This is a genomic window from Mycobacterium sp. NGS57, assembly GCF_059812405.1.
This window is the reverse complement of the sequence record NZ_JCALCP010000011.1, coordinates 144,354-151,859: the sequence shown is the minus strand read 5'-3', so window position 1 is coordinate 151,859 and position 7,506 is coordinate 144,354. Positions and strand designations below refer to the sequence as shown.

Below are 7,506 nucleotides of genomic sequence, written 5' to 3'. Positions count from 1 at the left end.
CACCCGCCCGATACCGTCATGACGTGGCACATGCGCGTTCGCAATACCGATGTTCGGAATGCCAACACGTCACCGCCAAGTGGGTGGGCCGCTGCCTGGAATGCGGCACCTGGGGCACCGTCGACGAGGCGCCGGTGCTCGCCGCGGTCGGCGCCGGCCGCCGGGGAGTCGCGGTTTCGGCCGGCGCTTCGCGGGCCGTCCCGATCAGCTCCGTAGAGGCGCACCGCACCCGGCACTGCCCCACCGGCATTCCCGAGTTGGACCGGGTGCTGGGGGGCGGCGTGGTGCCCGGCTCGGTCACGCTGCTGGCGGGCGATCCGGGCGTGGGCAAGTCGACGCTGCTGCTCAAGGCCGCCCATCGCTGGGCGCAGGCGGGCCGGCGGGCGCTGTACATCTCCGGTGAGGAGTCCGCCGGCCAGATCCGGCTGCGCGCCGACCGGATCGGCTGCGGCGGTGACGAGGTCTACCTGGCCGCGGAGTCCGACCTGCACACCGTCCTGGACCACATCGCGACGGTCAAGCCCGCCCTGGTCATCGTCGACTCGGTGCAAACCATGTCCACCACCGAGGCGGACGGCGTCGCCGGCGGCGTCACCCAGGTGCGTGCGGTCACCGCGGCGCTCACCGCCGCCGCCAAGGCCGACGGCGTCGCGCTGGTCCTGGTCGGCCACGTCACCAAGGACGGGGCCATCGCCGGGCCGCGTTCGCTCGAGCATCTCGTCGACGTGGTGCTGCACTTCGAAGGCGACCGCAACGGCTCGGTGCGGATGGTCCGCGGCGTCAAGAACCGCTTCGGCGCGGCCGACGAGGTCGGCTGTTTCATGCTGCACGACAACGGCATCGAGGACGTCGCCGACCCTTCGCACCTGTTCCTGGACCAGCGGCCGGCGCCGGTCGCCGGCACCGCGATCACGGTGACGCTGGACGGAAAGCGGCCGCTGATCGGCGAGGTGCAGGCGCTGTTGGCCACGCCGCCCGGCGGCTCACCGCGGCGCGCGGTCAGCGGCATCGACCATTCCCGGGCCGCGATGATCACCGCGGTGCTGGACAAGCACGCCCGGCTGAACATCGCGATCAACGACATCTACCTGTCGACGGTGGGCGGGATGCGGCTGACCGACCCGTCCGCGGACCTCGCCGTCGCGATCGCGCTGGCCTCGGCGTACGCAAACCTGCCGCTGCCCACCACGGCGGTGATGATCGGCGAGGTCGGGCTGGCCGGCGACCTGCGCCGGGTCGCCGGCATGGAGCGGCGGCTGGCCGAGGCCGCGCGGCAGGGCTTCAACCTCGCGCTCATTCCGCCCGGCTGCGACGGGGTGCCGGCGGGCATGCGGGCGCTGGCCGCACCCACCATCGTCGCGGCGCTGGAGCACATGATCGACATCGCCGATCACCGCGCGAGCGCTAGCGCCGCGCCGCGACGGCTGGACGCACGAGGCGATGGGACCGCAGAATGACACGCTGTGAGCCGTCCGACACTGCGTGAGACCGTCGCCCGCCTGGCGCCGGGCACCGGGCTGCGCGACGGGCTGGAGCGGATCCTGCGCGGCCGCACCGGCGCGTTGATCGTGCTCGGCAACGACGAGAACGTCGAGGCCATCTGCGACGGCGGCTTCGCCCTCGACGTCCGCTACGCGCCGACGCGGCTACGTGAGCTGGCGAAGATGGACGGCGCCGTCGTGCTGTCCACCGACGGCAGCCGCATCGTGAGGGCCAACGTGCAGCTGGTGCCGGACCCGTCGATACCGACCGACGAATCGGGCACCCGTCACCGCTCGGCGGAGCGGGCGGCCGTCCAGACCGGCTACCCGGTGATCTCGGTGAGCCACTCGATGAACATCGTCACCGTCTACGTCGGCGGCGAACGCCACGTGGTGGCCGATTCGGCGACCATCCTGTCCCGGGCGAACCAGGCCATCGCCACCCTGGAGCGCTACAAGATGCGGCTCGACGAGGTCAGCCGGCAGCTGTCGCGCGCGGAGATCGAGGACTTCGTCACGCTGCGCGACGTGATGACCGTGGTGCAGCGGCTCGAGCTGGTCCGCCGCATCGGGCTGGCGATCGACCACGACTGCGTCGAGCTCGGCACCGACGGGCGCCAGCTGCGGCTGCAGCTCGAGGAGCTGCTGGGCGGCAACGACATCGCCAGGGAACTGATCGTGCGCGACTACCACGCCAGCCCCGAGCCCCTCTCGGCGGAACAGATGCGCGCCACCCTCGACGAACTGGACGCCCTGTCGGACACCGAGCTGCTCGACTTCACCTCGCTGGCAAAGGTTTTCGGGTACCCGTCGACCGCCGATGCGCAGGATTCGGCGCTGAGCCCGCGCGGCTACCGCGCGATGGCCGGCATCCCGCGGCTGCAGTTCGCCCACGTTGATCTGCTGGTCCGGACGTTCGGGACGCTGCAGGGCCTGCTGGCGGCCAGCGCCAACGACCTGGAGTCGGTGGACGGCATCGGCGGGATGTGGGCCCGTCACGTGCGCGAGGGACTCTCGCAACTGGCGGAATCGACGATCGCCGACCCGCTCAGCTGAGCCGGGTCACCCCGCCGGAGACGGCCCCGGGGCGGCCCCGGGGGCCTCTGGCGGCGGCGCGAGCGCCGGCTGCCCCGGCTGGCCCGGTACCGGTCCGGGCGGCGGGGGCGGCTGGTTCAGGATGAACGGAACCGGCATCGAGCGCAGGTTCCCCAGCTGCACGACCAGGTTGTAGGTGCCCGGCCCGATCGCCGGCCGCGGCAGCGGGCAGTGCGGCGCCGAGCCCATGCCCGTCCAGGTCACCGCCGTCGTCACCTGCTCGCCCGGCGTGAACGTCTTGACCAGGGTCTCGTTGGACGGCGCGCAGTCCAGGTTGGACCACAGCCGCTTGTTGTCCAGCGAGTACACGTAGGCGGCGAGGACCGCGGCCCCGACGTCGCGCTTGCAGGACACCAGGCCGATGTTGGTGACGACCATGGTGAACTTCGGCTGGTCGCCGATGAAGTACTGGGGCGCGTTGGTCAGGCCCTTGACCGCCAGCGTCGAATCGGGGCAGTCGTCGCCCTCCTTCAGCACCGGCGGGGGCTGCACAGCGGCGGTAGGAGTGGGCGATTCGGGGTTTTGGCCCTGCGGCGGCATCACCGGGGTGACGCCCTCCTGTCCCGCGGCGGGTGGCGCCTGGGGTGGGGGCGCGGCCGGCTTGCTCTGAGCGGAGTTGGGCTTGTCCGCGGTGGCGGGTTTGGCGCCCGCGCTGTGGCCCATGAAGGCGATGATCGCGGCGACCACCACGCCGATCACGACGGCCGCGACGCCCAGGGCCAGGCCCCTGCGCCGCCAATAGATCTCGGTAGGTAGCGGGCCACGCGGTTCCAGATCCAGCACGATCTCACCGTAAGCCCAGGTCACACGGATTTGTCCGACCCGCCTCGGCGTGTCGCGAGGTTAGCTGGCCGCAAAAGGCCGCGAGTCGTGTTAGTGGCGGCCCGAAGACACCCGCTATTCGCCGATATCACCGACGCTGTCGACCAGCGCCGCCTTCCCGTCGGCGAGGTGATACGTGACGCCGGCGATACCCAGGGTGCCCGCGGCGACCCGCTCGGAGATGGCCGACGAACGCGCCATGAGCTGGGCGGCCGTCTCGCGCACGTGCCGCGCCTCGAACTCGTCGACCCGGCTCAGGCCGTCGCGACGGCCCATCAGGATCGACGGCGCGACGCGCTCCACCACGTCGCGCACGAACCCGCCCGGGATCTCCCCCTCGTCGAGCGCGCCCAATGCGGCCTTGACCGCCCCGCAGCTGTCGTGCCCGAGGATCACGATCAGCGGCACGTTGAGCACTACCACCGCATACTCGATCGAGCCCAGCACCGCGGAATCGATGGCCTGCCCCGCGGTGCGAACGACGAACGTGTCGCCCAGCCCCAGATCGAAAATCAGCTCGGCGGCCACCCGGCTGTCCGAGCAGCCGAATATCACCGCGATCGGCTGCTGGCCGGTGGCCAGGCTGGCGCGGTGCTCGACGCTCTGGCTGGGGTGCACGGGCTTGCCCGCGACGAATCGGTCGTTACCCTCTTTGAGTGCTTTCCATGCTGTTGCCGGGTTGGTAGTGGGCATGGCACACATCATGCCGGAACCACCGGCGACAGGCCCGCAACACATATCAGTCACCAATCTTCTGCGCTGGTATGACCGATCGCGCCGCGATCTGCCCTGGCGCGAGCCCGGCGTCAGCGCATGGCAGATCCTGGTCAGCGAGTTCATGTTGCAGCAGACGCCGGTGGCCCGGGTGCTTCCCGTCTGGACCCAGTGGGTACGGCGCTGGCCCACCCCCTCGGCCACCGCGGCCGCCAGCGCGGCCGACCTGCTGCGCGCCTGGGGCAAGCTGGGATACCCCAGGCGGGCCAAGCGGCTGCACGAGTGCGCCACGGTGATCGCCCGCGACCACGGCGACGTGGTGCCCGACGACGTCGAGACCCTGCTGAGGTTGCCCGGCATCGGCGGCTACACCGCGCGGGCGGTGGCCTGCTTCGCCTACCGCCGTCGGGTGCCCGTGGTGGACACCAACGTGCGCCGGGTGGTGGCCCGCGTGGTGCACGGCCGGGCCGACGCCGCGACGCCGTCCGCCGTGCGCGACCACGCCGACGTGGCGGCGTGGCTGCCGGAAGACGAACGGGCGCCGACGTTTTCGGTGGCGTTGATGGAGCTGGGCGCGATCGTGTGCACCGCGCGCGCCCCGCGGTGCGGGTTGTGCCCGCTGACCGAATGCGCCTGGCGGAGCGCCGGTTATCCGGCCGCACCCGAGCCCGCCCGCCGCACGCAAACCTACGCCGGAACCGACCGTCAGGTCCGCGGACGCCTGCTGGATGTGTTGCGCGCCAACGATTCCGCGGTCACCCGGGCCGAGCTGGATGTGGCGTGGCTGACCGACACGGCCCAGCGCGACCGCGCGCTGGCATCGCTGCTCGCCGACGGCCTGGTGACCCGTACCGTCGACGGCAGGTTCGCGCTGGCCGGCGAGCACTAGCAGCGAACACGCTGCTGGCGGTGGCGCTGCGCACCGCGCTCGGGCTCACCGGCGGGCGGCGGCCCCGAGGAAGGACTCGACGGCTTCGCGGTAGGCCTGCGGCGCCTCTTCGTGCACCAGGTGACCTGCACTCGGCACGTGCAAATAGGTTGTCGGAGAATCGCGTTGGCTCATTCTGCGCATCTGGCCCGGCGGGGTGACGGAGTTGCCGGCCTCGATGAGCAGCGCCGGTGCCCGCACCGCCGCCCACTGCGCCCAGTAGTCGCGGGTGCCCCACTCGGCGGCAATCTCGATCCAGCGTGAGGTGTGCCCGTGCAGCCGCCAGCCGCGTTCGGTCCGGTCGAAGGCGTCCAGGAAATATTGCCCGGCCACCGGGCCGAATTCGCCGAATACCTGCTCAGCGGAATCGAATTCGGCCGGTAGCGCGTGCAGCCACGGCTCCCAGGGGCCCGTGGTGCGGCCGCGGAAGTCCGGCGCCATGTCCTCGAGCACCAGCGCAGAGACCAGCTCCGGGCGCCGCGCGGCGAGGCACCACGAGTGCAGCGCGCCCATCGAGTGCCCGACCATCCGGGCCGGCTCCCCCAGGGCGCCCACCGCGTCGACCAAGTCGGCCACGAACCGTTCGGTGCTGATCGGGTGGGGATCGTCGACGTCGCGCCCCCGGTGCCACGGGGCGTCGTAGGTGTACACGGTGCCCAGCGCGGTCAGCCAGGGCAGCTGACGCGACCAGGTGGAGCCACGCCCCATCAGGCCGTGCACCAGCACCAAGGGTGCGCCGTGCCCACCGCGGCAGGTCAGCAGATCGCTGGGCATGCGGGGCACGGTAGCCTAGCCACATGCCCGTGGTGAAGATCAACGCAATCGAGGTGCCCGCCGACGCCGGACCCGAGCTCGAGAAGCGGTTCGCCCATCGCGCGCACGCGGTGGAGAACCAGCCCGGTTTCCTCGGCTTCCAGCTCCTTCGCCCCATCAAGGGCGAGGACCGCTACTTCGTGGTGACGCACTGGGAGTCCGACGAAGCGTTCCAGGCGTGGGCACAGGGCCCCGCCATCGAGGCCCACGCCGGACACCGAGCGAACCCCGTGGCGACCGGCGCATCGCTGCTGGAGTTCGAGGTCGTGCTCGACGTTGCCGCAAGCGACCAGGCTGGCTAGCGCGCGGTCGGCTCCGCGCCGCAGGGCGGCGCTGGGTAGCGTGGGATTGGCCGCGGCTTTGGTGGTGACCCTGGCGCCGGGTTGCGCACCTTCGCCCGCCCCGCACGCGAACGCGGCGAACGCGGGCCGGCAGATCGACACCCGCACGCCGCCCGGCATCCGGGCCCAGCAGACCCTGGACATGCTCAACTCGGACTGGCCCATCGGCCCCGTCGGGGTGGGCACCCTCGCCGCGCCCGAGAAGGTGAAGTCCGTCGAAGCCACCATGGAGGGACTCTGGTGGGATCGCCCGTTCACCCTGGAGGGCGGTGTTGATATCAGCGCCGCGGCTGCCACGCTGCACCTGCTCACGTCGTACGGCGCGCGCCAAGACATCCGGATCCACACGGACGACGACGCCCGGGTGGACCGCTTCGATGTCGACACGCTCGCGCCGAAGGTCAGCTCCTGGCACGACGTCGACGCCGTGCTGGGCAAGACGGGCGCCCGCTACTCCTACCAGGTTTCCAAGGTCAACGGCGGTCACTGTGAGCCGGTGGCGGGGTCCAACGCCGACCAATCACTGCCACTGGCATCGATTTTCAAGCTGTACGTGCTGCACGCGCTGGCCGGCGCCATCAGCGCCGGCACGGTGTCCTGGGACGATCAGCTCACCGTCACCGATAAGGGGCGCGCGGTGGGTTCCTCTGGCCTGGAATTGCCTGTGGGAGACCATGTTTCGGTTCGCACGGCCGCCGAGAAGATGATCGCGACCAGCGACAACATGGCCACCGACCTGCTGATCGACAGGCTGGGCACGCACGCCATCGAGGAAGCGCTCGCCACGGCCGGCCATCACGATCCGGCCAGCATGACGCCGTTCCCCACGATGTATGAGCTGTTCTCCGTCGGCTGGGGCCAACCGGATCTGCGCGACCAGTGGAAGCACGGATCGCCGGAGGTCCGCGCCCGGCTGCTGGCGCAGGCGAATTCGACGCCCTACCAACCCGATCCGACCCGAGCGCACACCCCCGCCTCGACCTACGGCGCCGAGTGGTACGGCAACGCCGAGGACATCTGCCGGGTCCACGCGGCGCTGCAGGCCGACGCCGTCGGCCCCGCCGCGCCCGTCAAACAGATCCTTTCCGCGGTGGCCGGCATCCAACTGGACCGCGGCGTTTGGCCGTACATCGGCGCGAAAGCCGGTGGCCTGCCCGGCGATCTGACGTTCAGTTGGTACGCGGTCGACAAGACCCGGCAGCCGTGGGTGGTCAGCTTCCAGCTGAATTGGCCGCGCGACCACGGCCCCTCCGTGACGGGCTGGATGTTGCAAGTCGCCAAGCAGGTCTTCGCGCTGATCGCGCCCCGATAG

8 protein-coding genes are annotated in these 7,506 nt (G+C 71.2%); 5 read left to right on the top strand and 3 right to left on the bottom strand.

The features are described from left to right. The first annotated feature begins 23 nt into the window (after positions 1 to 23). Together radA and disA are read left to right on the top strand one after the other, a co-directional pair. On the top strand, positions 24 to 1,457 hold the full coding sequence (gene radA, locus AC5Y43_RS21140; protein ID WP_499975689.1) for a DNA repair protein RadA: 1,434 nt from the start codon (positions 24 to 26) through the stop codon (positions 1,455 to 1,457). Between the two features lie 6 nt (positions 1,458 to 1,463). Beyond that, on the top strand, positions 1,464 to 2,537 hold the full coding sequence (gene disA, locus AC5Y43_RS21135) for a DNA integrity scanning diadenylate cyclase DisA (RefSeq protein WP_499975655.1): 1,074 nt from the start codon (positions 1,464 to 1,466) through the stop codon (positions 2,535 to 2,537). A gap of 6 nt (positions 2,538 to 2,543) precedes the next feature. Here the strand turns inward: disA and AC5Y43_RS21130 are convergent, their stop codons facing one another. Together AC5Y43_RS21130 and AC5Y43_RS21125 are read right to left on the bottom strand one after the other, a co-directional pair. Further along, positions 2,544 to 3,359, bottom strand: coding sequence for a hypothetical protein (locus AC5Y43_RS21130; protein ID WP_499975652.1), 816 nt, complete (start codon positions 3,357 to 3,359; stop codon positions 2,544 to 2,546). 114 nt (positions 3,360 to 3,473) lie between these two features. Then, positions 3,474 to 4,091 carry a carbonic anhydrase gene (locus AC5Y43_RS21125; RefSeq protein ID WP_499975650.1) on the bottom strand — a complete coding sequence of 206 codons (618 nt, stop codon included), beginning with the start codon at positions 4,089 to 4,091 and terminating at the stop codon, positions 3,474 to 3,476. Between AC5Y43_RS21125 and AC5Y43_RS21120 the strand changes: the two genes are divergently transcribed. Further along, entirely contained in the window at positions 4,090 to 5,001 is a 912-nt protein-coding gene (locus tag AC5Y43_RS21120; RefSeq protein ID WP_499975648.1) for an iron-sulfur binding domain-containing protein, read from the top strand. The two genes, AC5Y43_RS21125 and AC5Y43_RS21120, sit on opposite strands and share 2 nt — an antisense overlap. Positions 5,002 to 5,046: 45 nt before the next feature. Here the strand turns inward: AC5Y43_RS21120 and AC5Y43_RS21115 are convergent, their stop codons facing one another. Next, the gene (locus AC5Y43_RS21115; protein ID WP_499975646.1) at positions 5,047 to 5,823 is read right to left on the bottom strand and encodes an alpha/beta fold hydrolase; all 777 of its coding nucleotides are present in this window, start codon (positions 5,821 to 5,823) and stop codon (positions 5,047 to 5,049) included. Between the two features lie 14 nt (positions 5,824 to 5,837). On the opposite strand from AC5Y43_RS21115, the gene mhuD reads away from it, so the two are divergent. Then, a complete protein-coding gene (gene mhuD / locus AC5Y43_RS21110; RefSeq protein WP_499975643.1) occupies positions 5,838 to 6,155 on the top strand; it encodes a mycobilin-forming heme oxygenase MhuD in 318 nt (105 codons plus the stop codon). Further along, a complete protein-coding gene (locus tag AC5Y43_RS21105; RefSeq protein WP_499975641.1) occupies positions 6,130 to 7,506 on the top strand; it encodes a serine hydrolase in 1,377 nt (458 codons plus the stop codon). Before mhuD ends, AC5Y43_RS21105 begins: the two co-directional genes overlap by 26 nt.

Coding starts and splice junctions, on each gene's coding strand:
- mhuD (WP_499975643.1), top strand. CDS start 5,838: ATGCCCGTGGTGAAGATCAACGCAATCGAGGTGCCCGCCGACGCCGGA.
- AC5Y43_RS21120 (WP_499975648.1), top strand. CDS start 4,090: ATGGCACACATCATGCCGGAACCACCGGCGACAGGCCCGCAACACATA.
- AC5Y43_RS21125 (WP_499975650.1), bottom strand. CDS start 4,091: ATGCCCACTACCAACCCGGCAACAGCATGGAAAGCACTCAAAGAGGGT.